We start from the raw sequence: 24,955 nt of genomic DNA on the forward strand, positions 1-24,955 counted from the left end.
GCTTCGCTCTTCAGGAAAGTTCACCCGACGTGTCGACCCTCGCGTACTTGGCCTGCAAGTCGTACAGCGTCGCCTGCCGGACGGCGTCGTCTCGGTCCACCACTGCGTCGCGCACCACGATCGGTGAGAAGCTGTGCTGGATCGCGTCGACCGCGATCACTCGGATGCAGCCGCTGGTGCTGACGCCGACGGTGATCACGGTGTCCACCCCAGTTCCGGCAGCAGGGCCGCGGGGTCACGGCACCAAGCACCTTCGTCTGCGGGGTCAGGAGCCGACGGGTGCGCCCAGGGTGTCGGCCATCTCCCACCAGAGCCGGTTCACCTCGACATACCGGTCGGCGGGGTCGAGCGGCTTCGTCCACGGCTTGTCGATGATGTAGTGGATGTTCTTCACCGCCGCCGGATCCCAGATCGACGGGTGCTGGTGCGGCAGGGTCTTCAGCGCGTTGTACACGTAGGGCACCGGACGCCAGCGGTCGCGGTAGAACTCGTTGAGGAAGTCCTGTTCGGCGAACGGGTAGTGCGACAGGTCTTCCACGTTCGCCAGCCGGGCCACCATGTCGGCGAAGACGGCCTCGTCCGGTGACAACACGAGGAAGCCGCCGTTCAGGTAGTTGTCCGTCGCATCCGGTTCGGTGACGTGGTCCCCGCCCCGACAGTGCGTGTAGAAGCAGGTCTCGGGCCGCCAGCTCGGCGGATAGCTCGCGATCCGGTTGGGGTTGCACCGGCAGGCGTGGCAGGCCGCGATGGCGCCGTCGGGCAGGTCCAGCGAGAACAGCTCGTCCATGTTCCGGGTCACCAGCATGTCGGCATCCAGGAAGACGATGTGCTCGAACTCGGTGAGGCCCCAGACGGCCAGCTTGGTCCACACCTCCTCGAACCGAGCGTTGGCATAGCTGTCAGCCGACCCGCCAGCCGGGCGCAACGGTGCCACGTCACGTAGGAGGCACCCGTCGTCCTGCAGGAGGCGCCGGGCCTGCTCGTCGATCCCCTCGGTCACCATGACCACGAGGGGGGCGGTGCTGCCGGAGGTCTCGAGCGAGGCCCGGAGCGTCCGGACCCCGATCAGGTAGTCGGGTTGAGTCAGCAAGGTCACCCAAGCGTTCATCGGTGGTGTTCCTGTCCTAGTGGCCGGGTCGAGTCAGTCGAGTAGCGCAACGGTGAATGCATTCGCGAAGCGGTGCTCCGGGTCCAGCGCCTCGCGCACCTGACGGAAGGCTTCCCACTGGGGGTAGAGCGCGGGCCAGTCGTACAGGGACTCGTCGAAGTACTTGCCCCAGTGGGGCCTGCCACCCTCCTCTGCCAGGGCCCGCTCCACGGCCCGGAGGAAGCTGTCGCCCTCCTCGGACAGCGAACCGTCCGCCGCGTAGTAGACCACGAAGCCGAAGTAGCAGGTGTCCTGGCCATTGGACGGGCTCAGCCATCCGTCGGACGGGCCGGTGCAGCGCAGGATCACCGGATAGTGCATCCGTGGGCGGGTCTCCGCATGCCAGTCCTTGATCTTCCTGATCACCGCTCCGGCCTGCGCGAGCGGGATGCCGATCTCCACGTTGATCTGGGGGGTCGCGATCCCCTTGCAGAACACCTGGTAGATGTCACCCGTGACGTCGGTGAAGTCCCGGAAGCGCGACACCGTGCGGAGCGACTTGCCGTTGTCGGCGACGCCCTTGCTGTCATCGCGCAGATGCTGCAGCGTTGCCTCGATCGTGCTGTTCATGGACGTATCGGTCGTCGCGTGTTCCACGAGCTGATTGCCGCCGGCCCGGTACCGGGAGCTCTCGTCGTCGGACGCCTCATTGGCGGTCCACACCTGGACCTGGTTCTCCTGAGGGAACCACCACGCCTTGACCAGGATGTTCTCCCGGTTCCAGGTCTCCAGGTCCGTCTCGAGCGTGCCCGCGTCGACGGCCTTCTTCACGCAGGTGTAGATCATTGACTCCCGTGCACGCAACGTCACGGCGGTGATCACGCCCAGTGAGCCGAGGCCGAGCTGAACGGCGGGGAAGTCCGGGTGGTCATGGTCGAACTCCGCGACCGTGCCGTCGGCCAGCACCATGCGGATGGCCAGCGCGGCACCGGCGATCGAGCTCTGCTGCAACCCTTGACCGTGGGTTCCGGTGGACAGGGCGCCGGCCAGCGTCTGCTCGGCGATCACCCCGGGTGAGGCGTCCAGCATCTGCCCCCGCGCGGTGAGGAACGCGTACACCTCGGCCAAGGAGGTCGAGCCACCGAAGGTCGCGGTGTCATCGGTGCTGGAGATCAAGCCGCTCAGCCTGCTCAGGTCCAGGAGCGTGCCGGCTCCGTCCGCGACCTCGATCATCCTGCCGGGCGACATCCGGCTCCCGATCATCCGGACCCGGCCGTCACTGGTGGACAGGAAGTCGCACAGTTCTGCCTCGGTGGCTGGAGCGACAACCGAACCGGGCAGGCCCAGCCGGGAATTCCTGGCCCAGTTGCGGAGCCGGGTGTCCTCACCGGTGAGCTCCGGCTCCTGGTGGGGGTAGGCGAGCTGTGTGATGGTCATGACGCGTCTCCTGTAGAAGTTCGGTTTTGCCTTCGAAGCCGCACTGACGAGCACGGCTGATCACCGGCACGGGTGTTTCCCGCCGCCGTGAATGAATTTCTCAGATCTGTAAAAGTCCTGCTGACACCACAGCCCTGCCTCGTCAAGGGGATGTTTACACTGACAAAATGACTGTCGTATGTGTACCCGATTCGAATGCCCGGGGTCTCCTCGGAGCCCTTCCCGACGAGGTCGAGGTGATCGTCTGGAACGGCGAGGGCGAGAAGCCCGAACGCCTGGCGGAGACCGTCTTCTGGGTGCCGCAGGTCGAGGACTCCACCAACCTCGCCGAGAAGTTCGCCGCCATGCCGAAGCTCGAGGTCACCCAGCTGACGAGTGCCGGCGTCGAGGACATCCTTGAGCACGTCCCGGACGGTGTGACCCTGTGCAGCGCGCGTGGCGTGCACGGCCCGGCTGTCGCCGAACTGGTCCTGGCCGTCGTCCTGGCCACGCTGCGTCGGCTGCCCCACTTCGGTGAAGCGCAGCGACAGGGCCGGTGGGACCCGATGGAGGCCGACGACCTGCGCGACAAGCGCGTGCTGATCATTGGCGCCGGTGACCTCGGGGAGCAGACCGCGCGCCGCCTGCGGAGCTTCGATGCCGTTCCCGTGCTCGTGGCGCACACGGCACGGGACGGCATCCATGCGACTTCGGAGCTGCCGAGCCTGCTGCCCGGGGCCGACGTGGTGGTGCTGACCGTCCCGCTCACGCCGGACACGACCGGGCTCGTCGACGCCGAGTTCCTGTCCCGGATGCCCGACGGCGCCCTGCTGGTCAACGTGGCACGCGGCAAGGTCGTCGACACCTCGGCACTGCTCGCAGAACTGACGACCGGTCGGCTGCGCGCCGCCCTCGACGTGATGGAGCCGGAGCCCCTGCCTGCCGACCACCCGCTGTGGAACGCGCCGAACCTGATCATCACCCCGCACGCCGCCGGCTCGATCGCGCAGTCCGGCCCACGAGCCTTCGCGCTGGTCAACGCGCAGGTGCGCCGCTACGTGGCCGGCGAGGACCTCGTCAACGTCGTGAAGGCCGCCGCCTGAGCCCTCAGGCATACGTTGTGAAGTGCGGGCCGAGGGTGTCGAGCCAGGCGGCCGGATGCACGGCCACGGCGTCGGCGCCGGGTCGGGCCCACGCGGCTGCGACCGCCTCCTGCAGCGCCGCTCCGGTCCGGGCGAACGGATAGCGGTCGAGTACCCAGCGGCGGTTCGCCGCGCGGACCGGCGCTAGGGCGTCGAGGTCCTCGATCAGGGACGACACCTGGTCGCGGATCAGCAGCGGTCGCTGGTCTGGGACCCGCCACGCGCCGGGTGCCTCGAACAGCTCGTGCCCGCCGCCGCCGTCGTAGCCGACCACGAGGCAGCCCGACGCCAGCGCCTCGGCGACCGGCAGACCGAAGCTCTCGGTGTGCCCGAGGGCGATGAAGACCGCCGAGCTCCCCAGGGTGGCGGCCACCTCCGCCCGCGGGGCCTGGACCAGTTCCACCAGCTCCACCCCCGAGAGCCGTGGCTCGTTGGCCAGCAGTCGCTTCAGCAGCGAGCCCTCCCGCGGCCGCTTCTTGGGGAACCAGCTCACCCGGAGCTGGTCGGCGGCGCGGGGGGCGAACAGTTCGCCATCGACCGGGTTGGGCACCACGCTCACCGGCAAGCCGGGCAGCGCGGCGGACAGCACGTCGCGGCTCTCCGCGGATACGACCCAGATCGCGGGCGCGGGCGACCACCCGGGGAAATCCTCGCCCGGGGCGCCGGCGGCGAAGGTGTAGAAGTGGTTCTGGTTGAAGATGACCTTGCGCGCTCCGGGTGCCGGATCGCTGCCGTGGACGGTCGGTGTCTCCGGCAGCACGAGGAGGTCATCGGCGCCGATCGCAGTCGTGGCCCCGAACAGCATTGGCACGTCGTCGGCGATCCAGTCGGTGCGGTCCTCCGGGTCGGGCAGCCACAACCAGGCCTCGTGGCCGCGCTCACGCAGCAACCGGACGTGCTGGGTCATCACGTGCACGCCGCCGCTGTGGTGGCGGGTGGCGAAACCCGCGTAAACGATCCGTCCCGGAGACTGTCGGGGACGGCTCACCATGCCGGAACGGTGAGGTACCACGACGCCCCGCTCCCGGTGTTGTGGGCGGGGAACGAGTCCGGGCCGAGCCCGACGTCTGCCCGCCACCCGTCGCCCCACTTGGTATCCAGTCCGTGGAGGATCTCCGCCCGGTTGCCCTCGGAGGTCTGACCGGTCCGGTTCATCGTCTGCCGCCGCAGGTGCGAGACGTAGGCGCCCTCCGTGACCACGCACCGCAGGCCGGCCGCCCGCGCGCGAATCGCCAGGTCGATGTCCGCGCCATAGCCATGCCGGGGGAAGGTGACCTCGTCCAGACCCCCCAGTTCGACGACGGGGGGAACTGCGAACGCTATGGCGGTGCCGTCACAGAAGTCGACGTCGCGCAGCACGTCGCGCGGGACGTACTCCGCGGCGGTGCCCGGAATAGCATGGGCCCGCTGGTGGAGCCAGAAATCGTCGTAGCAGGCCGCCGCGAGTGCGATGTCGTCCCCTGTCGAGAACGGTGCGAGCAATCCGTCGAGGAACCCGGGCGACAGCCGGATGTCGTTGTTCAGCACCACGCAGACCGCATGTCCATCGCGCGACGCCGTCTGCAGAGCCCAGTTCGCGGCGCCGATCCACCGCAGGTTGCGCCCCGGGCGGTGGACCGAGATGTTCCCCTCGGGGAGCACGTAGTCACCGGCGTTGTCGACCACCACGATGCGCAGGGCCGGATCGAGGTCGCTCCCATCGCGGCACAGGTCGCGCACCACCGCATTGGTCAGCTCCGGCGAACCGAATGCGGGGATGACCACCAGTGCGGACGCGGACGTTTTCGAGGGGGTCACTGCTCGGCGCGGGCGGCACGGCACCCGCGGTCGCCGTTCAAGGTGATGACTAACATCGGTTCCCGTCGGGTCAGGTGGACGTGTGCCACGGCAGCGAAGACTACAAGGTCTTCTGCCATGCCCAGCGGAAGGATTGCTCCTCGCAGCCGTTTTTTGTGTGATGTGCCCCACTTGGCCCGGGGTAGCTGCTCGACCAACCGGACCGGCTCGGGCGATGGGCCGCGGAGAGACTCGAGCTCCCGGAATCCCTGCAGCGGGTAGTCGTCAGCACATTCACCAAGGCGCTCGGCAACCCGGACGAGCCGATCGGCCTCGCCTGGCTCAACCCGCACGCGGGCGAGAACCGCCTGTTCGGCGACGAGGACGCCGACATCCTCGCCCCTGCCGTCGCCGCTGCCCGCGAGAACGGCATCAACGTGCGCGGACCCATCCCCGCGGACGCGCTCATCCCCGCCGCAGTCAAGGGCAAGTGGAACATGGTCATCGCCTCCTACCACGACCAGGGCCACGCACCCTTCAAGGCGGTCTACGGCGACGACGGCGTGAATATCACCGTCGGCCTGCCCGTCGTCCGCGTCTCGGTGGACCACGGAACGGCGTTCGACCTCACCGGCCTGGGCATCGCCCGCGAGGCGAGTCTCGTGCTGTCGATGCGTCGGGCGGCACAGCTGGCACCGGGCTGGGACCACGTCTGGCGAACCGCGCAGAAGAAGTAGGGAGGCGAACGAGTAGCTGGGCGTGGCTGCGAAAAGGGAGGCCTCCATTCCTGATGATCGGCACCTAGGATCGAGATTATGACAAGCGATGAAGACCTCGACCCTCCCGTGCCCAGCTACCTCGAGGGCATCGAGCTCAAGCGCGTCCACGACGGGAAGGTCATCGAGGAACACGACGACGACGACGACCCGGCACCAGTGGACGGCCCGGGCGAGTAGGTCCTTACTGCGGATATGTGGCTTCCGCCGCTGGCGTTCGCCGAGCTCACTGCGGAGTCTCTGGTGGACGCTTCCCTTCACTCGGTACTCGAGGAGAAATTCGGGGTGCAAATCGCATCCGGCAAGCGGCTGATTCGTGCCGTCCCGGGCGACCGGGACCTGCTGCGCTTGCTGCAGCTGGGATACCTCGTCGCCCGCGCTCCTGCTGGAGGGACGAGCTTCGACTAGGACGGGTGGCCCGTGGAGTTCTTCTCGACCTGGTACTACCCTGTTCACGTGGTGTTCGACATCGACATCCAGCGCGAACCGGCCGTGCCGGCCCCGGTCGGCAGCCCGGCGTCGCCTGCTGCCGACGCCCTCGACGCGGTGGTGGATCGGGCGCGCCGGCTCGGCGCGGACCTGCTCCGCTTCGCTGACCGGATCTAGCAACCAGGTCATTGATTCAGGCGGGATACGGCACCAGCCGTGCCTACACCGAGCGATGAGGAGTAGTCTCAGCCCACCACTGCACGTCGAAATTTTGATGGAGGAGTTCCCCATGGCAGACAAATCGCCTAAGAAGAGCGGCGCCAAAACGGCCGCTGCAAAGTCTCTCAAGGAGAAGCGCGCCGACAAGAAGGCGAAGTCATCGCCGAAGAACACGAGCGCCTAAGCCAGTTCGCCGGGTACTTAGGAGTCGGACCTACGGGTCCGGCTCCTCTCGTCGATCCGGCTGATGTAGTTACTCGGTGGCAGGGGTATGGAGACCAGGCTCCGGTTCGAATCGAAGATCCAACCGGATGGTGGGCTCGGTCGCTTCTCGCTCGTATGGCACGGGAGGGTGGTGGCGCTCGAACGGGTGCGCCCGGCCGACCGCATTCTCATTGCTGTCATCCACACGTAGCTTGCGGAACCTAATTTCTCCAAGTTGACCGTGGAGGCCCTCCACAATGCATCCCTTCACGCAGTACTCCGCGAGAAGTTCAGAGTGCAGATTATTTATGGCAAGCGGCAGATTCGGGCGGTGCCGAGCGATCGCGACCGGCTGCAGCAGCTACAGCTCGACGCGGGGTCACCCGTGGTCCTGCTGGGAGGGACGAGCTTCGACCAAAACGGGCGGCGCCTCGAGGTGTTCTCGACGTGGCACCACCCGTAGCGCGTGGTGTTCAACATTGATATCTAGGGGGAACCGGGCCAGGCCAGCTCAGCCGGCGACCCGCCGTCGTTGCCTGCTGCCGACACCCCTGACGCCGTAGCAGACCGGACCCGCCAGCTCGGCGGGGACCTGCTCCGCCTCGCAGACGGCTTATCCCACCCGTTCAATCAGCAATTTTGAGTGAGCAAGCCACTACCCACAATCTCGGACATGAATTCCTCCATGTAGCCTGCTCGTGACGCTTTCTTCACGATCGATAGCAGGGAAATCAGTGACGTCAGAAATTGAACTCGCCGTGGCAGAACCGATTCCGAAGTGGCACGAGTTCATGCATGCCGTGCTTCGCGTCCTCTCGGACGGCAGAACCCGTACGAGGCGCGAACTCATCGCGGAGGTTCTCGACGACGCGAACATTACGGAAGCACAACGCGCCGTCCTTCTAGCTTCGGGTCAATCCAGCGCAGTGAATCGCATCGGCTGGGCAATGTCCGACCTTACGCGTGCCACGGCAGTGGCTAAGCCTGAACGCGGGCGATTCGTGATCACTGACGTGGGCATGCAGTTACTTGCGGCGAACCCGCACCAAATCACGAAGAGCATTCTCAGGGACATACCGGCGTACAACGATTATGAGCCCCAGCGCCAGACGACTGCAGCAACAACAATGTTGGTGCCGCAGACCATAGAGGACTCAGAACTCGATCCGACAGAGCAGATCGAAAGTGGGATCGAGCTGCTGAGAGCCGACGTTGCAGCGGACCTTCTAAAGCGTCTCCAGGAGCGGCACCCTGACTTTTTTGAAGAGGCGGTTGTGAAGCTGCTGCTAGCGATGGGCTATGGCGGCGCTGAAAATCGCGGGCGGCGGATTGGGGGGACTGGCGACGGCGGTGTGGACGGGGTCATTGATCAGGATGCACTGGGGCTCGATCAGATCTACATTCAAGCTAAAAGGTACGCACCTGAGTCAACGGTCGGACGAGAAGCCATCCAGTCATTCGTCGGCGCCCTTGCAGGGCGTGGGGCGACTCGAGGAGTTTTCATCACAACGAGCCGATTCTCGCCTCAAGCCCTTGACTACGCCCGAGCCATTCCCACACGCATCATCTTAATTGACGGCAAACACCTCACCGATCTGATGATCCGTCATTCCGTCGGCGTGCAGGTTGCCAAGACATACACAGTCGTTGAGGTTGACGAGGACTTCTTCGAGTAGCAGTGGCAGTCTGAGCCAGCCGCATGAATCGCAGAGCCTCAGCCACCATCGACCCCGGTGCGACAACCACTGACGGTCCTGCTACCACCGATGCCCGGAAAACTTCCGACCCAGGTAATGCTGGCGTATCAATAAGCTATTGAGGCACCTCGGGCTGCACGACCTCGGCTGGCAGCTCCGACGGCGGATTCGACAGTGACTCTGTGACGCTTTGCAATGCTCCGGCCCCTAACCACAGCACAAGGGCCAGCAGTACAAGGCGCCACACTGCGCCAAGGCAGCTCGGCTGATTCTTGCGACGTCGCCGATTAGTACTTCTGGCTGGGCGAATCCGGGTCGGCGCTTGAGGTTTACCAGCAGGAACAGACTGGGCTGCAGCCGCTCGCCGAGCTGCCAGGAGTGGGGATTCAGCTTGTGGGCGATCAAGAAGAGCAGTCGTCGCCACCGCCGGGCTCGTCGGACCTGTCAGCAACCCCTTCAGATAGTCATATATCTGGAGCACGGAAGGTTGCTCGAGGACTGCCGGCAGCGCAAGCACGGTGCCAACCAGCCCATCGATGCCGACCAGCGTTACGCCGCCGGTGCTAGTCGAGCCGTTCATGTCAGGTTGTCCCACCAGACAGATCCATGCCTGTGCCATGCTCCGATGCTGTGGTTCCAATAGCGCGGCCACTGCCGCACACTGCTCGAGCGCGGAGGCTGTCTCACGTTTCCGTGTGTAGCCGTTCTGGTACAGCTCGCCGTTGCGGAGGTGCACCTCGCCCGACCAGTTCTTCGCGTCGATGATGAGCACCCCCCCCAGGTCCGACAGCGATGTGATCGATGTTTGCCTTCGGTCGGCCGGGCCAGTGCACGTCGTGCAGCATCCGCCAGCCCTGCAGCTCGAGCTGACGCAGTTGCTCGCCGACCCGAGCCTCGCCGTCAGCTCCGGCGAGCCATGCTTGTTGCGCCTTGCGGGCACGCGCAAGATCAGCCTCCAGCTGCTCGAGTTCGGCTTCAAGCCGGGAGACTCGCTCACCTATTCGCTGCGCCTGCTCCGTAGCACCCTGTCCTGCTTCCACGTCTTCCCCCATTGCTTGTCACTTAGATCGTAGGGAACGTTGGTTGCCTGGATCGGAAGGAAAAGCACAGGAGTGCAGAAGGATTTTGAAGATGAGGCGGGAAGGGAGCACGGATTTGTCGAGGTCCGCCACCGCCACCAGCAGGGAAAGGGCCGACGTCAATTGGGGACATGCCGTCAACTCGCACCTAGCAGTTAGTTCCTCAGCAGCTCCTGCACGGCACTGCGGATCTGCGCCGTCTCCGCCTCCCGAACACCCGGACGCCCCGCGATGTGACCCAGCTCGGATACCAGCGGACGCAGCTCCCCATCCTGCAGTAGCTCCACCTCCCGCTCGCTGTCCGCCTGCGGGAAGTACAGGTCGGTGCTGCCCGGCATCACGATTGCTCGTGCGGTGATATCGCCCATCGCGCCCTCGAACCCGCCCGGATGATGCTTCCCGACGTCGGCGCGCTGCCACGTACCGAGCATGGCGAGGAGGTCATTCGCGTCCTCCTGCTCATGATCGGCGGCCCAGCCCTGGATTACCGAGTCCACCGAGGCGTACCCGAGCTCGCGGTACGTGCCGTGGCGGAAGAACTCCTGCGAATACGCCCACCCCGCGTAGACCGTGCCGAACGCGCGTAGTCCCTGCACCGGCGGCGTGATGTAGCGCCCTTGCCGGAAGGTCGGGTCGGCCAGTAGCGCTGCCTTCACGCCCTCGAGGAACACGAAATTATGGGGTGAGCACCGTGCTGCTCCGGCGATCGGCAGGATCGCATCCACCAGGCCCGGGTAGCGTGCCGCCCACTCGTAGGCCTGCAGCGCGCCCATGGACCAGCCCGCAATCAGCCGGATCCGCTTCACCCCGAGGTGGGTGAGGAGTCGGTGCTGCGCGATCACGTTGTCGGCGATATCGACGTCGGGGAAAGCCGCCCCCGCGATCTCCGGATGGGCCCGCGAGGGCGATGTCGACACGCCGTTCCCGAAGAGGTTCACCGCGACGATGAACCATTCCGCCGGGTCGAACAGCCGGCCCGGCCCGATCCACGGTTCATAGCTCGAGGACGTGCCCGTGTAGTAGGAGGGCAGCAGGATGCAATTGCTACCCTCGTCGTCGAGCTCGCCGTGCGTCTCGTAGGTGAGCTGCGCCGAGGGCAGGCTCGAGCCGGAGACCAGCCCGAACCTGCCGAGGTCGAAGTCGGAGCGCATGAGGGCTAGAAGAACTTCAGGTAGCGCTTTATTTCCCATTCGGAGACGTGCGCCTGGTACTCGTCCCATTCCTGGCTCTTGTAGTCGATGTACGCGTTGTACATCTTCTCGCCGAACACCTCGCGGGAAAGGCTGTCAGCCGCGAACTCCTCGATGGCCTCCCCCAGAGTGCGGGGCAGCAGGCCGAGACCGTTGGAGATGATCTCCGCCTCGGTGTAGTTGTACATGTTCTCGGTGTGAGGCTCGCCCGGGTCGAGGTTCTCGCGGATGCCTTGGAGACCGGCGGCGAGGATGATGGCCGCACCGAGGTAGGGGTTGCCGCTGATGTCTGCCGCCCGGCACTCGACCCGGCCTCCCGCGAGGGGCACGCGGATCATGTTCGTGCGGTTGTTGTTGCCGTAGCTGACGAAGACCGGCGCCCAGGTGGACCCGGACATGCTGCCCTTGCGAACCAGCCGCTTGTAGCTGTTGACCGTGGGGGCGATGACGGCGCAGATCGCGGGCGCATGCTTGAGCACGCCGGCGATGAACTGGTAGCCGAGGTCGGAGATGCCGCAGCCGCGGGGATCGCTGTCCGTCTCGAAGAGGTTCTCGCCCGTGTCGATGTCCGCGAGGGACATGTTGAAGTGTGCGCCGGATCCGCTACGGTCCGCGAAGGGCTTCGGCATGAAGGTGGCGAAGTAGCCGTGCTTGCGGACCATCTCGTTGGCCATGAGGCGGAAGAAGACGGCGCGGTCGGCCATAGTGAGCGCGTCGGCGTACTTGAAGTCGATCTCGAACTGCCCCTGGGCGTCCTCATGATCGAAGGAGTAGACGCCCCAACCCATCTCGTTCATGGCCTCGACCATTTCGGTGAGCCAGTCGAAGTTGTCGAGTGCCGCAGGAGCCGTGTAGCAGGGCTTGCTCAGGTTGTCCCGGTCACTGACCTCGACGGGCCCTTCGGGGGTGTCTTTGAGGACGAAGAACTCGGTCTCGATCCCGAGGTTGAAGGTGAACCCGAGCTCCTTGGCGGCCTCCAACTGGCGCTTGAGGATGTTCCGCGACGCTGCCTCGAACGGCTTGCCCTCGTGGTAGAGATCGCTGGAGAAGTACGCGACCTCCTTGCGCCAGGGCAGCTGTACGGCGCTGTCGAGGTCCGGCCGGGCAGAAAGCTCTTCATCGCTGATGTCCTGGGGCAGCCCGTCGAGCGCCGCCCCGGTGAAGAGTTCCGAACCGGCGGCCATCTGCGGCAGGTGGGACAGGGGTACGAACTTCGTCTTGATGTTGCCGTGCAGGTCCACGAAGCTCGACATCGCATACTTGACGCCCGCCTCCTGGAGCTTGCGCTGGACGGTCTCGACGGCTGCTTCTGCTGTTGTCACACTCATGTCGATCTCCTGTTCGGTTCCGCGGCTCTCGACCGCTGTTTCGATAACCTATAGAAAGTCTTGTGGCATGCAGTTTCGATACAGTGTCGATATTGTTTCCGGGGCGTAAATCCCGCCCCGGCGTGCAGTGGAACGGCGTTTTTGGAGCACGCTTCACCGCTAGGCTTCGAGCGGGATCACACAAGGAGCAGGACATGGAATCAGCGAAAACGGCGGGAGCCACGGCAGGTCGGCCACGCCTGAGCGGCTCGGCTGACGGGTCCCCGCGCCAGGAAATCATCCGGGAGGCGACGGCGCTGTTCGTCGCCAAGGGGTATGCAGAGACGACGATGAGTGAGATCGCCCGCAGCGCCGGGCTCCGGCAGTCGTCGGTCTACTACTGGTTCGCCCGCAAGGAGCACATCCTGCAGGCCCTCCTCGAGGAGAACCGCACCTCTCTCCAGGTGGCGCAGACACTCGAACCGGCACCGGGCCCTGCCTCAGCGAGGCTCTACGCGGTGCTGCACGCGGACGCCGTCCAGCTGTGCGCATCGCCCCTGGACTTCTACGAGTTCGAACGCGTCGCCCGCTCGCAGCCCCAGAACTTCGGCCCCTTCTTCGAGGACTACGGCGAACTGCACCGACTCGTTACCTCGATCATCCGGCAGGGCCTCGATTCCGGAGAGCTGCGGGACGTTGACCCCGAAGCGGCAGCGACCGCCGCCCTCAGCCTCAACGAGGGCCTCCAGCGGCACTACCGCCAGCCGCTCCCCGGCTTGCGCACGTACACGGCCGACGACGTCTCCACCCTGAGTGCCGACACGACCCTCGCCTCGCTCCTCCTTACTCCGGACGGCCTTCCCGGCGTCCGTCCCGAGGCAGCCGCCCTGGCAACCGGTCCGACAGGAGGCCTGGCGCGAGTCAACAGCCCGGCCGAGAGTTAATGCGCCCGTAACGATATCGATATGGCATAGAAAAGGCTCGCACCAAGCATTTAGATAGCGTATCGAAACGCTGCTACCCGCGACTTTCGCGGAGTGCCTGCTTCTAGCCGTCATGGAGATTCGAATGGACACTGCTGCAATCGCGGGCAACACGGCGTGGGTGCTGACCGCCGTCATCGCCGTCGCGCTGATGCTTCCGGGGCTCGCCCTCTTCTACGGAGGGATGGTGAGCCGCAGAACCACTATGAACATGATGCTCATGGTGCTCGGTGCCTTCTGCGTCGTCGGGGTCCTCTGGGTGGCCTTCGGCTACTCGGCGGTCTTCGGCAACTCGATCGGCGGGCTGGGACTGCTGGGCAACCCGCTCGAATACGCGGGCCTCGGGCAGCTGCTCACAGCCCCGGCCGATGCAGCCCTGCCACCCCTCGCACTGGCCGCCCTGCACCTGATGTTCGCCGGCCTCACCGCAGGCATCGTCGCCGGTGCCGCTGCCGACCGCATGAAGTTCAGCGCCTGGCTCGTCTTCGCAGGCGTCTGGGCCACCCTCGTGTACTTCCCGGTGGCGCACTGGGTTTTCGCCTTCGACTCGGCCGACGGAGCAGTACAGGGTGGCTGGATCGCCAACACCCTCGGCGCCATCGACTACGCCGGAAGCACCGCCATCCACGTCAACTCGGGTGTCGCCGCCCTCGCACTGGCGCTCGTCCTGGGCAAGCGGCGTACGTGGCCCGTCCAGCCGAAGGCACACAATCTGCCCTTCACACTGCTGGGCGTAGGGCTCCTGTTCACCGGGTGGATCGGCTTCGACGGCAGCGGCCTCGGCGCGGCTGACAACAACGCGGCAGTCGCCGTCTTCAACACGGTTGCCGCCACCTGCGCCGGTGTCTGCGTCTGGCTCCTGGTCGAGCGCCTACGCGACGGACACCCGACCACCCTCGGCGCCTCCTCCGGTGCCATCGCCGCGCTGGTCGCGATCACGCCGTCGTGCGGCGCCGTTACTCCGCTCGGCGCGCTGGCCATCGGTGCCGCGGCCGGTGCCGTCTGCTACTTCGCCGTGTCCCTCAAGTACAAGCTGGGCTTCGATGACGCGCTGGATGTCACCGCCCTGCACTTCATCGGCGGTGTCGTGGGCGGACTGCTGATCGGCCTCATCTCCACACCGGAGGCTCCGAGTGGAGCGACAGGCCTGCTCTACGGCGGCGGCTTCGACCTCCTGGGCCGGCAGGCAGTGGCGATCCTCGCGGTACTGACCTACACCTTCACCGTGACCTGGGTCCTCGCGAAGGTCCTGGACAGGACCATGGGCATCCGGGTCCCGGAGGCCGTCGAAGCACGCGGGCTCGACATCGCACTCCACGCCGAGAACGCCTACGAGAACGGCTCGGACAAGGCCCACTCCCCTCGCGGCCACGCCGAGCAGCTGCACCACCTCGAGGCGGAGGCGCCTGTCGAGTCCGACGTCGAGGAAGAGGTCCAGCCGCAGAGCCACCTGTAGCAGGATCCGGGGCGCTGGTCAGGGCACCAGCGCCCCGAGGTAAGCGATGATCACGACGAAGAGCACGGCGAGGTGCTCGTAGATCCCGAGCACCTCTACTTCTTCACCTACCAGGCGCGGGATGACTTTTGCGTGCTGACCCAAGGCTCGGCGGTAGCTTCAATGGCGTACGGCACGATTCCCCTGATGAGACGGCTTATCCATACCGCGGTTCCTGGTGCCGGCCGGGCCGTCGGTAACCACCGCCGTCGTTCCTGCCCGCTCTAGAACACGATGACACTGCGGGCGCGCTCACCCCGACGCATCGCATCGAAGGCCTCATTGACCTCGTCGAGGCCGATGCGGTCCGAGATGAGCCGGTCGACGGGCAACCTCCCCGCGAGATACAGCTCGGCCAGCCGCGGGAAGTCCCGACCGGGCACCGTGGAGCCGTAGTTCGAGCCGATGAGCGACTTGCCACTCTCCGCCAACGCCAGCGCGTCGATGGAGACGGGACTGTCCTCTGGCGGCAACCCGACGATGACGGCCTTGCCTCCGGCCGCGATCAGCGATGGCAGGGACTCGATGGTCTGGACACGCCCGATCGCCTCGAACGCGTAGGCGGCACCGCCGCCCGTGAGGTCGCGGACCTCCTCGGCGAGGTTCGCCGACGGCACGAGCATGTGGGTAGCCCCGAAGTCCTTGGCCGCCGCGAGCTTGTCCTCGCTGAGGTCGACGGCGATGATCGGGTGCGCTCCCACCAACCGCAGCGCCAGGATGATGGAGAGTCCCACTCCCCCGGTCCCGACGACGACGGCGGATGTGCCCGCCTCCACACCGGCGTCGTTCACCACGGCCCCGAAGCCCGTCGCGACGGAGCACCCGATGAGGCTCGCGACGTCGAACGGGACCTCCTTCGGGATGCGGATGGCACCGGCCTCGGGCACGACGGCGTACTCGCTCATCGAGCCGACGGTGAGGTAGGGGAACACGGGGTCGCCGCCGAGCGTGAGCGGGGTGCTGCCGTCGGGCAGCAGGCACTCCTCGGACCGGCTGCCCGTGCACACGTAGGACTTCCCCGAGAGGCAGGCGGTGCAGCGCCGGCACGGGTAGAACCAGGACAGGATGACGTGATCGCCCACCTGGACGTCGATGACGCCGTCGCCGATCGCCTCGACCGTGCCCGCCCCCTCGTGCCCCATCACCGTGGGCGAGGGCAGCGTCCAGTCGCCGTCGAGCACGTGGCGGTCCGACCCGCACACGCCGGACGCACCCATGCGGACGAGGACGGTTCCCGGCCCGGGATCGGCCACCTCGACGGTCGTCAGCTCGAGGCTTCGCGAACCAATCCGGTGGATGGCAGCCCGCGAGGGGCGGCTCATGCGCGCCGCTCGACCTTCTCGACAGGACCGTATCCGCCGACACCGCGACGGACGTAGAGGACGCGCGCGAGGACGTAGTAGACCACCGCGCCGACGATCGCCGAGGGGAAGGACGCCGTGATGTAGCCGAAGATCGGCTGCGCCGTGAGGGTGACCGGGTTGTAGATCACCAGGTAGAAGATGGCGCCGGCGGCAACGGCACCGAGCCCGGCCAGGTTGACGCCGCCGTGGAAGTGGTACGCGCTCTCGTTGCGGTGGCGGTACAGGTCCTCGAGGGCGACACGTTGGCGGCGGAGCACGAAGTAGTCGGCGATGATCGCTCCGCACATCGGAGCCAGGAAGGCGCCACTGAGGGTCACGAAGGTCATGAACCGCGTGTACATGAAGCCGGGGAAGAACGCGAGGATGGAGGGCAGGACGAAGAACGCCGCGCACAGCCACGCCCACCGGACCCGCGAGAGCAGGTTGCCGCTCGCCTGCCGGATAGCGAGCACCGTGGAGTAGACGATCGAGGACGTGCTGGTGATGTTTGCGAACGCGATGAACAGCAGGATGAAGGCGCCGAGGATCGGCCCGCCGAAGGGCAGCATCCAGACGGTCGGGTCCGAATCGCCCAACGTCAGGGCGGCGGCCATCCCGACGATCTGCGCGATCAGCGTGGCCACGAGCAGCCCACCATAGGAGGGCCACAGCGCGGCCCTGGGTGTCTTGGTCAGCCGGGCAAGGGACCCCATGACCGGGTACCAGGACACCCCGACGCCGACATTGAACTCGACGGCGAGGGCGAAGTTGAGGCGGTCGTCCTCGAAGGGGGCGAGCGGTGCGGCGGTGAGCAGGGTGTTCCACGACGTGTTGAGGACGAGAAAGACCATGAGGAACACGGTCACGACGATCAGGCCCGGCGCGATGAACTTGTTGAACCGCCCGATGGTCACGGGTCCGCGGGAGAGGATCCACCAGGAGACGGCGATCGCGACGAGGGCGAAGAACGTCACCATGAGGCTTTCCGGTCCGAAGTCGGTACCGACGGCGGAATTCGAGACCTGGGTGACGGCCCTGCCCACCATGATGGCCAGCAGGGAGGACCAGCCCATCTCGGTGATCAGGATGACAGTGAAGACGAGAATTCCCACGCCGACCAGCCCGAACACCGGTCGGAGGATGGTGTACTGCTCGACGCCGTAGCGCTGGCTGGCGACGACGCTGGCCAGGATCATGAACCCGAGGCCGATCGCGTTGCCGATGACCATGGCGGCGACGCCCTGCTGGAATCCGACGAGCAGCGCCGTGGACCCGCCGACGAGGAACGCCCAGGTGGCGATGGCGAGGCTGATGTTGACGCCGGTGAAGTCGGATCCGTTCCATATCCGTTCCCCGCGGAGCAGAGGCAGCGAACCGAGCGCTCCGACGCTCTCGCCGTCGGCCTTCGCGTCGGCCCTGTCACCGGCCTTCGCGCTGTTCCGACGCTTCCCCTCCGTGCTCATAGCACAAGCACCAGGAACCCGAGCAGGGTGATCCCCAGGCTCACGAGGGTGAACAGCGTGAGGTCCCGGGCCGAGAGCGGAGCCCGGGACGGATCGCCGTGCTCGTGAGCGGAAATCTCCTCCAGCCTCCGGTGCAGATCGGATGCCGTTGTTGCGTCAGTTGAATCCATGGTGCGTTCTCCGATTCTCGAATTCCGCTCGGCTTGGATACATGGTTGTGTCTATCATGTGGGCTGTCAATGCATTGGCGCACATGGAAACTGCGCCGGAAATTGAGCGTTCACGACCGCGCTGATGGGAGTAGAAGTGCCCGGTTTGGCTGTATTGCAGGCCCTCGGCGTGGTCGACGACGTGGACGAGAACCTGCGCCGCCTCGACGCCTATGCCGCGCGCGTGGCGGACCACGGTGCGGAGATCCTCGTGACGCCCGAACTCTTCGCCACGGGCTACGCTCCTGCGCTGGTAGCCGGGTCCGACGGGCCGGGAATCCGAGCCGAACTCTCGGACATCGCGCGACGGCACGGTATCGCGCTGGTCGGGTCGACGGTCGACGACGCCGCGGACGGTCGGTACATCAGCGCCTCGCTCTTCGATCGGCAGGGAACGGAGCTGACCCGGTACCGGAAGGCGCACCTCTTCGGGGCGGAGGAACAAGCAGCCTTCACCCCGGGGAACGACATCCCGGAGCTTGTTCCCCTACTGGGCCTGACCGTCGCGCTCGCCATCTGCTACGACATCGAATTCCCGGAATTCGCGCGGAATTCGGCGCAGCGTGGCGCGGACGTACTCCTCATTCCGACGGCGGTACCGGCAACGGGCGACGTCGGGGGTCTGGCACCCGAGCACACCTACAACGCCGAGCGCATCTCGACGATCCTGGTGCCGGCCCGGGCCCTCGAGAACGGCGTCTACATCGCGTACGCGAACCACACGGCCCCGGATTTCACGGGGATGAGCGCCATCGCCAGCCCCTACGGGACGTTCCTCGGGCTGGCGGGTTACGGCGAGGAGCTTCTGTTCGCCGACGTGGACCAGGCGGAGGTCGTTCGCGCCCGGGAGCTGAACACCTATCTGACCTGCCGTCGCCCGGGCCTCTTCGCCTAGCCTTCCAGCCCCGCTGCCCTTGCGGAGTTCATGCGTCCTTCCTTGAACTCTTGCCTGCAGTCGTTCCTCCTATGCTTGGCGTAACCACTACAGCCCTCCGACCACACGGGAGCCCTTCATGACCTCCGAACTCCGCACCTACACCGCCACCCCCGGCAAGATGGACGCGCTCATGGCACGGTTCCGCGACCACACCATCAACCTGTTCATCGAGCACAACATGAAGAGCCTCGGCTACTGGACGCCGGTCGGCAGCCCGGAGGTCCTCATCTACCTCCTCGAGCACGACGGCGACCCGAAGGCGAACTGGGCGGCCTTCGGTACGGATCAGCGCTGGATCGATACGAAGGCGGCGTCCGAGACGGAGGGCTCCCTGACGGCGAAAATCGAGGCCGTGCTGCTCGAGGCAACCGACCTCTATCCGCTCGCCGAGGCGAAGTAGCGCCCGCGAGAGGGCAGGCAAGGTAGCGCCCGCGAGAGAGGGCCTGGCATCTGAGATGCCGGGCCCTCCTGCTGTTCGATGGTGGAAGCGCTGCGGCGTCCTGTCGGAACCTCCGGAGTCCAGATCAACCCGCGTTGGGCAGCGAGACCTCGACCGTGCCGGCCACGACGCGCGTGAGGAAGGAGTGCTGCGGCGACGTCGCAGGCCCCTGCACCACCTCACCGGTCTTCAGCGAGAAGCCGCTCTGGTGCCAGGGGCACACGACGCACGGATTGCCGTCCTTGTAGGTGATCTCGCCTTCATTCAGCGGACCGGACAGGTGGCTGCAGGTATTCGAGAGCACGGAGACCTCGCTGCCCTGCCGGAAGACGACGAGCGGCACCTCACCCAGCACCCTCTTCTCGAGCTTGCCGTCGGGCAGGTCGGCGAGCGCACCGATCGAGTGCCAGCCCGCCGCCACCCGGTGCGGGACGTCCTCGTTGTGGTTGGCGCCGAGCGCCTGCCGGTAGGACATGTGGCCGCCGAGGAAGCCACCGGCGGAGACGACGACGAGTCCCGTATAGGAGAGCAGTTTGCCGGACTTGCCGCGCAGGCGCTGGATGAGCGACAGCGAGTACAGGACGACGGCGATGATGTTCGCGGAGGCGTGGACGATCCCGACGCGCAACTGCTGCTGCTGACCCTCGGACCAGTCGGTCCAGCCGGCCAGGGCCGTGGGGGCGGCACTCGCCACACCGGTGCCGATGAGGATCGCCGATGCCTTCTTCGAGCCTGGAATCGCGTCGAGGATCGCCGCGGAGAACCAGGTGCCCGTCGGGACGAGGATCATCAGGGGATGCAGCGGGTGTCCGATGGGTACGCCATGCAGGATGTCGCGGAGGGCTCCGGGCCTGATGACGGCTTGGACGATATCGCGGGCCTTGTTGGCGATCGGGTCGAGCGCGGCAGCATTCTCGAGCTTCTCGATGGTCTGCAGTGGACGCAAGGTCTTCATGGGTTCTCCCGAAGTCGCAGATGAGGCGGCAGGCGCCACCGGCTGTTGTCCGAAGCATACTGACGAATCAGTGCTGGTGGTCGGTCTCCTGCGCGGACCCCAGCCCTCTTGCTCTAGCTCCGCAGCGCCGTCCGTTCCCGCAGCGCCGCCCGGTCCCGCCATGCGCCTGTCGACCACAGCGCCCATACGACCAGGACCGGCTGGAAGAAGAGACGGGTGAGGCGAACGCCGTCGGTATCGAGTCCGAAGGCGCTGACGCCGTCGACGTACTGGGCGATGTTGCCCGGGAAGATCGCGACGAAGAACGCGGCGACCACCCAGCCCACCTGGACGCGGTACCGGCCGAGGAATACCAGCGCTGCGCCGAGCACCAGCTCGACGACGCCGGAGGCGACCACCACGACGTCGCTGTCCAGCGGCAGCCAGGCAGGAACCTGTGCAGCGAATTCGGCTCGCGCGACCGTCAGATGGGCGGTGCCGGCGACGAGGAGGAAGGCTCCGAGCACCACGCGCGCGACGATGCGGGCCAGGGAGGTGCGCGCAGGAGACGTCATCCGGCGGAGCCTAGCACCGTGTCCGTGGTGTCCTGCCGTGCACGAACAAGTTTCACGATCAGGTAGTCCCCCCGAAAACTCGGGTATCCGATCGGGGGGACAGAACTCCAGTGTTCTCCTACTGTTGCACCAGCTGACCGGACTACGGTCGGCTGGTACGCGGCGCCACCGGGGGCCGTCGTTCCAGGGGGAATGCACCATGCCACGATCGACCACTGCTGCCACCGCACCGTTCCGCGTCCATTTTTTTCGGCGCCAGGTTCCGTCATGCGGTGAAGTCTGGCGGCATCGGGCCGAACCCTTCGATAAAATCAGAATGCCGCCGTTCCAGCCTGTGCACCCGTAGCCCTACGAGGGTAGGACCCGCCCCGGGGAGTGATCCACCAGGCGTACGCCCGCTCGAGCATGCTGGACGGCGGAGCGCCGTATGAAGCCCACGAAGGAGACCGTTATCACCGCCCGCAACCGCACCAATGTCCGCCTCCGCACCACCCTCGCACTGCTCGCCGATCACCAGGAGTCCGGCACCGCCGTCGCACCCGGTGAACTGATGTCCCAGGCCGTGGCGGAAGTTCCCTTCGACGACAAGGAAGCCGAGCTCCTCGCCGGCGGCGTTCCCCGCGGGTACAAGGCCCTCACCACGGCGACGTCGAGACTCGTCAAGGCAGGCTGGCTCCTGAAGAGCCGCAACGGCTGGGCAGCCACGGAAGAGGGAGTGCGCGCCGTCCGCGCCTTCACCGATCCCGACCAGTTCGTCAACGCCATGATCAGCGGCGCACCCGTGCCCGACCAGCCGGTCGAGGCCCCCGCACACGCACCGCTGGCACCCGAGCAGCTCGGCGAGGAGGCCCAGGCCATCCCGGCGGAGGACCCGACTCCCCCGGATGTCACGCCGACCCTCGAGGTCACGTCCGAGACGGATGCGGCGTCGGACGAAACACCCGACGAGATGTCCCTCGGCGCGACCGACGGAACACCCGACGCTGCATCCGATGACACGACGGATGCTGCCGCGACCGCCGACGCGTGGCACGACCAGCCGCAGTCCGTCGCCCTGTCCGGTGACTTCGATCCGCTGTTCGGTGAGGCCGGGCACTGGTCCACCGACCTGCGCGAACTCCAGCTCTCCTACGACGCCGGTGACAACAGCTGGAAGCAGACCCTGCAGATGCCTGCGGGGACCTACCAGTTCAAGATCCTGGTCAACAACTCCTGGGACGAGAACTACGGCCGCTACGGCGTGCGCGACGGCGCCAACCACGAGCTGCACCTGCTTTTGGATACCGCTGTCACCGTCCGGTTCGACTACGCAACAAAGGACATCACGACCTCCTAGGTCCCGTCCCGATCCCCGGCCCCGCCTCCTGTCCTGACCGGCAGCCGGCGGGGCCGTCGTCGTTCCCTGCCACCTGCCGGAGTCGCATCGCGGGCTCGATGACGGTCGGTCCCACTATCGGCTGCGACTGAGTGGGCATGTTCGAACATGCCCACTCAGTCGCACTCGAAAGTGGGCTGGTCCCGGATCACCGGGCTTCCGGCCGCGGGCGGGACCGCCGACAGGTGCGGCCACCAAAGTCGGCGCGACAGCTCCGGGGTCCACAGGTCCCTCAGGCGGGTCCCGGAACCAGGCCCGCATCACAGGGCCGGCGAAGCCTGCGAGCGCAGGATCTGCAGCGCCATGAGGCAGGTCGCCTGCCCCTCGAGGGACGTGAGCGAGAGGTGCAGGAGTCCCTCCAGCTTCGCCAGCCGTTGGGCCAGCGTATTGCGGTGGATGAAGAGGGATGCAGCGGTCCGCCCCGGCTGGGCATCGTTACCGAGGAAGGCCTCCAGCGTCCGGACCAGGTCGATGGAGTGCACCTCGTCGTAGGCGATCACCGGCGCCAGCAGCTTGTGCGCCGCGACCCTGGCGCCGGACGACGCGGTAGAGGCGATCAGGGCGCGTATCCCCAGGTCGGGTGCCCGCTGGGGCTTCCGGACGGTGCCGACCATGGTGCCCGCCTGGTGGATGCCGAGGCGCAGCTCGTCGATGGTGTGGCAGGGTCCCTTGACCACGAGGGCCTGATCCGGAAGATCCCGCACGCATGCGGTGAGGAACTGCTCCGCCGCGCGGTCCGGACCGACGCCGTCGAGCGGCCCCTGGGCGAAGGCATAGAGGATTCCCGAGCGCAGCTGGACCCGGACATCCCCGAACCGGGCCTGCAGCAGCAGGCGGATGCGCCACGCATTGGCGAGGTTCCTGCGGCCCGTGGTGGCGGCGAGCACGAGCGTAGGCCCATGTACGTCGAGCCCCGTCGCCCGGAAGGATGCGGTAAATTCCTCGAGGGCCACCCCCGCCCAGTCGGGGACCTGGTCCAGCAGCACCTCGAGCTCGCGTTCCTTGTGCGTGGTGGTGTGCAGGGCCGTCTGGAGCTGCACCGCGATGATGGACGCGGCTGGAGCGAGCAGGGTCGACGCCGGGTGGTCGGATACCGCGTTCCGCACGATCAGCTGGAACGAATCACCCGTCCCCATCGGCAAGGGGATGCTGCCGTGACCGGCTTCCACGGGGACGTCGGCGAGGTCTGATTCGGACCAGGTCGCTGCAGCCGGCGATCGTGCGATGACCGCTCCTGCCGCGTCGACGATAGCGAGGTCACCCTCGACCGTCTGGGCGGCGGCGTCGAGGATGACCTGCAGGTGGGACCCTGATGCGGCGAGTTGGGCGCACTCCTGGGCCAGCTCCCAGGAGCGGTTGATCGCCGTGTAGCGCTCCACCTGCAGGACGTTGGTCACGTGCCTGTGGACCTGCAGGAACGGCACCGACCGCGGTATCTCGAGCAGCGGCACATCGAGGGCCGAAGCTGCCCGCACCAGTCCGGGCGGGATGAGCCGGTGCGCCGTCCCGGTTCCGAAGGCGATGGCGGCCACCCGCACCCGGACGAGCCGCTCGACGTACGCGGTCCACGTCCTCTGGTCCTCGATGTTCAGCCCGATCCCGTTGGTCAGGAGCAGGACGTTGTCGCTGAGGAAGGGGGTCGGATCGATGGTCTCGGCGGGTGCGCACCAGCTGATGTCCCAGCCGAGCCGGTCGGCCGACGACGGCGTGTGGAGGCGCAGCTGCAGGGTGTCGGCTGCCAGCAGATCGGCGACGATCATGGGATTCTCCTATGTGCGGATGCCCTGTCGAGGCCGGGAAACAAGGGCAGGGGCCCACTATATAGGTCACGGATCGCTCATTAGGGTGGACGCATGACGCACGTCACAGACCGGCGCGGGACGCCGACCATCAACTCGGACATGGGCGAGTCCCTCGGGCTCCACTCCTTCGGCAACGACCTCGCACTCCTGGACACCGTGGATGCCATCAACGTGGCCTGCGGCTTCCACTCGGGCGACCCTGACACGATGGCCGACACCGTCGCTGCCGCCCATGAGAAGGGCGTGCTGATCGGCGCCCACCCCGGCCTCCCCGACCTCGTGGGTTTCGGACGACGCGAGATGAAGCTGACGCCGCAGGAGGTCGAACACCTGATCCTCTACCAGGTCGGAGCACTGACCGCGTTCCTGAAGCGGGCCGGGGCCAGCCTCAACCACATCAAGCCCCACGGATCCCTGTACGGGATGCTGGCCCGTGATGCAGAGCTGATGAGGAGTGCGGCCAGGGTGGCACGGCTGTTCGGCGTCCCCGTCTACGGCATCGCCGGTACGGCGCACCAGAGCGTGTGCGAGGAGCTGGGCGTGCCCTTCGTCGCCGAACTCTACGTGGACCTCAACTACGGTCCGGCGGGCGAACTCCTCATCCAGCGCCGCCCCGAACCGACCGATCCGGCAGCAGCGGGACGGCGGGTGGCCCGTGCCCTGGCGGACGGACACGTCGAAGCCTCCGACGGGACACTCCTCACCATTCCGTTCGACAGCGTCTGCGTCCACTCGGACGCCCCCAACTCACCCGAGGTGGCGGCAGCAGTACGCTCCGCCCTCGGTGCACCCTGATCCACGCCCATCCTCCTCACCGCCCTCCCGAAAGGACCCCCGTGGCCGACATCGTCTCCCCACTGCCAGGCATCTTCTACCGCAAGCCCGGTCCGGACAAGGACCCGTATGCCAACGAAGGTGATCCCATCGAGGCCGGCCAGACCATCGGCGTCGTGGAGATCATGAAGCAGTTCTCCGAGATCCGCAGCGACGTCTCCGGCACGCTGACGAGCTTCGCCGTCGAGGACTCCGGAACGGTGAATCCCGGCGACGTGATCGCCACGGTCACGGAGGGCTGACC

Annotated in this window: 31 protein-coding genes; 15 read left to right on the plus strand and 16 right to left on the minus strand. The window is 66.6% G+C overall.

Annotated elements, in window-relative coordinates; translation table 11 throughout:
• Positions 1-10 precede the first annotated feature (10 nt).
• From D6T63_RS13895 to D6T63_RS13905, 3 genes are read right to left on the minus strand one after another with little or no spacing between them, the layout of a single operon-like run.
• Positions 11-208, minus strand: a complete 198-nt coding sequence (locus tag D6T63_RS13895) for an isochorismatase family protein (RefSeq protein WP_120149650.1) — start codon at positions 206-208, stop codon at positions 11-13.
• A gap of 57 nt (positions 209-265) precedes the next feature.
• Complete coding sequence (locus D6T63_RS13900) at positions 266-1,096, minus strand: glycosyltransferase family 8 protein (RefSeq protein ID WP_220725941.1); 831 nt, start codon at positions 1,094-1,096, stop codon at positions 266-268.
• 45 nt (positions 1,097-1,141) lie between these two features.
• Positions 1,142-2,524: a D-arabinono-1,4-lactone oxidase gene (locus D6T63_RS13905; protein ID WP_120149652.1), complete on the minus strand. Its 1,383-nt coding sequence runs from the start codon at positions 2,522-2,524 to the stop codon at positions 1,142-1,144.
• 167 nt (positions 2,525-2,691) lie between these two features.
• Here D6T63_RS13905 and D6T63_RS13910 point away from each other — a divergent pair, with 167 nt between their 5' ends.
• Positions 2,692-3,606 carry a 2-hydroxyacid dehydrogenase gene (locus D6T63_RS13910; RefSeq protein ID WP_120149653.1) on the plus strand — a complete coding sequence of 305 codons (915 nt, stop codon included), beginning with the start codon at positions 2,692-2,694 and terminating at the stop codon, positions 3,604-3,606.
• 4 nt (positions 3,607-3,610) lie between these two features.
• Here the strand turns inward: D6T63_RS13910 and D6T63_RS13915 are convergent, their stop codons facing one another.
• Positions 3,611-4,636 carry a glycosyltransferase gene (locus D6T63_RS13915; protein WP_120149654.1) on the minus strand — a complete coding sequence of 342 codons (1,026 nt, stop codon included), beginning with the start codon at positions 4,634-4,636 and terminating at the stop codon, positions 3,611-3,613.
• The gene (locus D6T63_RS13920) at positions 4,630-5,442 is read right to left on the minus strand and encodes a glycosyltransferase (protein ID WP_182977014.1); all 813 of its coding nucleotides are present in this window, start codon (positions 5,440-5,442) and stop codon (positions 4,630-4,632) included. Before D6T63_RS13920 ends, D6T63_RS13915 begins: the two co-directional genes overlap by 7 nt.
• 248 nt (positions 5,443-5,690) lie before the next feature.
• Between D6T63_RS13920 and D6T63_RS13925 the strand changes: the two genes are divergently transcribed.
• From D6T63_RS13925 to D6T63_RS13945, 6 genes are all read left to right on the plus strand, one after another.
• The gene (locus D6T63_RS13925) at positions 5,691-6,158 is read left to right on the plus strand and encodes a 4-hydroxythreonine-4-phosphate dehydrogenase PdxA (RefSeq protein WP_268878028.1); all 468 of its coding nucleotides are present in this window, start codon (positions 5,691-5,693) and stop codon (positions 6,156-6,158) included.
• A 78-nt stretch (positions 6,159-6,236) separates the two neighbouring features.
• Positions 6,237-6,377: a hypothetical protein gene (locus tag D6T63_RS19270; RefSeq protein ID WP_182977015.1), complete on the plus strand. Its 141-nt coding sequence runs from the start codon at positions 6,237-6,239 to the stop codon at positions 6,375-6,377.
• A gap of 15 nt (positions 6,378-6,392) precedes the next feature.
• The gene (locus D6T63_RS13930) at positions 6,393-6,605 is read left to right on the plus strand and encodes a UTRA domain-containing protein (protein WP_120149656.1); all 213 of its coding nucleotides are present in this window, start codon (positions 6,393-6,395) and stop codon (positions 6,603-6,605) included.
• A 12-nt stretch (positions 6,606-6,617) separates the two neighbouring features.
• On the plus strand, positions 6,618-6,803 hold the full coding sequence (locus D6T63_RS13935) for a hypothetical protein (protein WP_120149657.1): 186 nt from the start codon (positions 6,618-6,620) through the stop codon (positions 6,801-6,803).
• A 481-nt stretch (positions 6,804-7,284) separates the two neighbouring features.
• Positions 7,285-7,512: a UTRA domain-containing protein gene (locus D6T63_RS13940; RefSeq protein ID WP_120149658.1), complete on the plus strand. Its 228-nt coding sequence runs from the start codon at positions 7,285-7,287 to the stop codon at positions 7,510-7,512.
• A 271-nt stretch (positions 7,513-7,783) separates the two neighbouring features.
• Entirely contained in the window at positions 7,784-8,725 is a 942-nt protein-coding gene (locus D6T63_RS13945; protein WP_235830761.1) for a restriction endonuclease, read from the plus strand.
• Between the two features lie 136 nt (positions 8,726-8,861).
• Here D6T63_RS13945 and D6T63_RS19275 read toward each other — a convergent pair whose 3' ends face one another.
• Together D6T63_RS19275 and D6T63_RS20245 are read right to left on the minus strand one after the other, a co-directional pair.
• On the minus strand, positions 8,862-9,518 hold the full coding sequence (locus D6T63_RS19275; protein WP_182977020.1) for a hypothetical protein: 657 nt from the start codon (positions 9,516-9,518) through the stop codon (positions 8,862-8,864).
• A complete protein-coding gene (locus D6T63_RS20245) occupies positions 9,430-9,621 on the minus strand; it encodes a nuclease-related domain-containing protein (protein WP_407923750.1) in 192 nt (63 codons plus the stop codon). Before D6T63_RS20245 ends, D6T63_RS19275 begins: the two co-directional genes overlap by 89 nt.
• Here D6T63_RS20245 and D6T63_RS19815 point away from each other — a divergent pair.
• Positions 9,583-9,819: a hypothetical protein gene (locus D6T63_RS19815; RefSeq protein WP_235830762.1), complete on the plus strand. Its 237-nt coding sequence runs from the start codon at positions 9,583-9,585 to the stop codon at positions 9,817-9,819. The genes D6T63_RS20245 and D6T63_RS19815 overlap by 39 nt on opposite strands.
• A gap of 161 nt (positions 9,820-9,980) precedes the next feature.
• Here D6T63_RS19815 and D6T63_RS13955 read toward each other — a convergent pair whose 3' ends face one another.
• Complete coding sequence (locus D6T63_RS13955) at positions 9,981-10,976, minus strand: alpha/beta fold hydrolase (protein ID WP_120149660.1); 996 nt, start codon at positions 10,974-10,976, stop codon at positions 9,981-9,983.
• Between the two features lie 5 nt (positions 10,977-10,981).
• Entirely contained in the window at positions 10,982-12,343 is a 1,362-nt protein-coding gene (gene glnT / locus D6T63_RS13960) for a type III glutamate--ammonia ligase (RefSeq protein ID WP_120149661.1), read from the minus strand.
• 194 nt (positions 12,344-12,537) lie between these two features.
• On the opposite strand from glnT, the gene D6T63_RS13965 reads away from it, so the two are divergent.
• Both D6T63_RS13965 and D6T63_RS13970 read left to right on the plus strand, forming a co-directional pair.
• Positions 12,538-13,266: a TetR/AcrR family transcriptional regulator gene (locus D6T63_RS13965; protein ID WP_120149662.1), complete on the plus strand. Its 729-nt coding sequence runs from the start codon at positions 12,538-12,540 to the stop codon at positions 13,264-13,266.
• 124 nt (positions 13,267-13,390) lie between these two features.
• Positions 13,391-14,761 carry an ammonium transporter gene (locus D6T63_RS13970; protein WP_120149663.1) on the plus strand — a complete coding sequence of 457 codons (1,371 nt, stop codon included), beginning with the start codon at positions 13,391-13,393 and terminating at the stop codon, positions 14,759-14,761.
• 18 nt (positions 14,762-14,779) lie between these two features.
• Here D6T63_RS13970 and D6T63_RS20030 read toward each other — a convergent pair whose 3' ends face one another.
• The 4 genes from D6T63_RS20030 to D6T63_RS19280 form a co-directional block, all read right to left on the minus strand.
• Positions 14,780-14,905, minus strand: a complete 126-nt coding sequence (locus tag D6T63_RS20030; RefSeq protein ID WP_268878027.1) for a hypothetical protein — start codon at positions 14,903-14,905, stop codon at positions 14,780-14,782.
• Between the two features lie 119 nt (positions 14,906-15,024).
• Entirely contained in the window at positions 15,025-16,122 is a 1,098-nt protein-coding gene (locus D6T63_RS13975) for an alcohol dehydrogenase catalytic domain-containing protein (RefSeq protein WP_120149664.1), read from the minus strand.
• Positions 16,119-17,606, minus strand: a complete 1,488-nt coding sequence (locus tag D6T63_RS13980) for a purine-cytosine permease family protein (RefSeq protein ID WP_120149665.1) — start codon at positions 17,604-17,606, stop codon at positions 16,119-16,121. Before D6T63_RS13980 ends, D6T63_RS13975 begins: the two co-directional genes overlap by 4 nt.
• Positions 17,603-17,776: a hypothetical protein gene (locus tag D6T63_RS19280; protein WP_182977017.1), complete on the minus strand. Its 174-nt coding sequence runs from the start codon at positions 17,774-17,776 to the stop codon at positions 17,603-17,605. Before D6T63_RS19280 ends, D6T63_RS13980 begins: the two co-directional genes overlap by 4 nt.
• A 145-nt stretch (positions 17,777-17,921) precedes the next feature.
• On the opposite strand from D6T63_RS19280, the gene D6T63_RS13985 reads away from it, so the two are divergent.
• Complete coding sequence (locus tag D6T63_RS13985) at positions 17,922-18,710, plus strand: nitrilase-related carbon-nitrogen hydrolase (RefSeq protein WP_235830763.1); 789 nt, start codon at positions 17,922-17,924, stop codon at positions 18,708-18,710.
• Positions 18,711-18,828: 118 nt separating this feature from the next.
• Positions 18,829-19,152: an NIPSNAP family protein gene (locus D6T63_RS13990; RefSeq protein ID WP_120149667.1), complete on the plus strand. Its 324-nt coding sequence runs from the start codon at positions 18,829-18,831 to the stop codon at positions 19,150-19,152.
• Positions 19,153-19,276: 124 nt separating this feature from the next.
• On the opposite strand, the gene D6T63_RS13995 is transcribed toward D6T63_RS13990, so the two are convergent.
• Positions 19,277-20,146 (minus strand): Rieske 2Fe-2S domain-containing protein, encoded by an 870-nt coding sequence (locus tag D6T63_RS13995; RefSeq protein WP_120149668.1) that lies wholly within the window; start codon positions 20,144-20,146, stop codon positions 19,277-19,279.
• Positions 20,147-20,259: 113 nt separating this feature from the next.
• The gene (locus D6T63_RS14000) at positions 20,260-20,700 is read right to left on the minus strand and encodes a DoxX family protein (RefSeq protein WP_120149669.1); all 441 of its coding nucleotides are present in this window, start codon (positions 20,698-20,700) and stop codon (positions 20,260-20,262) included.
• A 427-nt stretch (positions 20,701-21,127) separates the two neighbouring features.
• Here D6T63_RS14000 and D6T63_RS14005 point away from each other — a divergent pair, with 427 nt between their 5' ends.
• A complete protein-coding gene (locus D6T63_RS14005) occupies positions 21,128-22,036 on the plus strand; it encodes a pullulanase X25 domain-containing protein (protein ID WP_120149670.1) in 909 nt (302 codons plus the stop codon).
• A 299-nt stretch (positions 22,037-22,335) separates the two neighbouring features.
• On the opposite strand, the gene D6T63_RS14010 is transcribed toward D6T63_RS14005, so the two are convergent.
• Positions 22,336-23,835 (minus strand): PucR family transcriptional regulator, encoded by a 1,500-nt coding sequence (locus D6T63_RS14010; RefSeq protein ID WP_120149671.1) that lies wholly within the window; start codon positions 23,833-23,835, stop codon positions 22,336-22,338.
• 93 nt (positions 23,836-23,928) lie between these two features.
• Here D6T63_RS14010 and pxpA point away from each other — a divergent pair, with 93 nt between their 5' ends.
• Together pxpA and D6T63_RS14020 are read left to right on the plus strand one after the other, a co-directional pair.
• On the plus strand, positions 23,929-24,672 hold the full coding sequence (pxpA, locus tag D6T63_RS14015) for a 5-oxoprolinase subunit PxpA (RefSeq protein ID WP_235830764.1): 744 nt from the start codon (positions 23,929-23,931) through the stop codon (positions 24,670-24,672).
• 41 nt (positions 24,673-24,713) lie between these two features.
• Entirely contained in the window at positions 24,714-24,953 is a 240-nt protein-coding gene (locus D6T63_RS14020; protein WP_120149672.1) for an acetyl-CoA carboxylase, read from the plus strand.
• The last annotated feature ends 2 nt before the right edge of the window (positions 24,954-24,955 follow it).

It is taken from the genome of Arthrobacter cheniae (assembly GCF_003602275.1).
Classification (GTDB): Bacteria; Actinomycetota; Actinomycetes; order Actinomycetales; family Micrococcaceae; genus Arthrobacter_D; species Arthrobacter_D cheniae.